Origin of the sequence: Paraburkholderia sp. CNPSo 3281, from assembly GCF_024206515.1 — a bacterium.
GTDB classification, from domain to species: domain Bacteria; phylum Pseudomonadota; class Gammaproteobacteria; order Burkholderiales; family Burkholderiaceae; genus Paraburkholderia; species Paraburkholderia nodosa.
This window is the reverse complement of the sequence record NZ_JAMBPS010000203.1, coordinates 1-514: the sequence shown is the minus strand read 5'-3', so window position 1 is coordinate 514 and position 514 is coordinate 1. Positions and strand designations below refer to the sequence as shown.

Genomic DNA, 514 nt, shown 5'->3' with positions numbered 1-514 from the left:
TGGTCAATTCGAGTGGTCTGGTGCGCTTGCGGGGGCAGAAACTGAAGCTCTCGATTGCGCTCAAGGGGCTGCGCGTGGCGGCCCGTCCAAAGGACGACGAAGACGGTGTATTCGAGCTCTGGTTTGCCCATCACCGTGTCGCGACACTTGACCTGAAAGCAGCATTGCCGTGAGTATCAGGTGTCAACGATGTCCTCATACATGTGTCAATCATGTCTCCAGTCTGTACACCGCGGCAAAGAAAGGAGGTGCCGCCCCGCACAGGGAACCTGTCCGTATTTTTGTGGGCGGGGCGGTTAATAAATCATTAGCCGCGTGCCTGCGTGAACCGGTCACCGAACAGGATAGCAAACTGGTTCATGGCTGATTTCCAGTCGAAGGCGGCCCGCACGGACTTTGCCAGCACGTTGCGTAGTGCGAGCCAGAGCAGCTTGATAGCAGCCTCATCATTCGGGAAGTGGCCCCGCGTCTTGATGATCTTGCGTAGCTGCATGTTCAGACTTTCAATGGCGTT

Annotated in this window: 1 protein-coding gene; it reads right to left on the bottom strand. The window is 56.4% G+C overall.

Going from position 1 to position 514, the window contains the following annotated elements:
• Window positions 1-307: 307 nt before the first annotated feature.
• Window positions 308-514: transposase (locus tag M3I56_RS40925; protein ID WP_254358738.1), on the bottom strand; the 207-nt coding region annotated here is incomplete at its 5' end.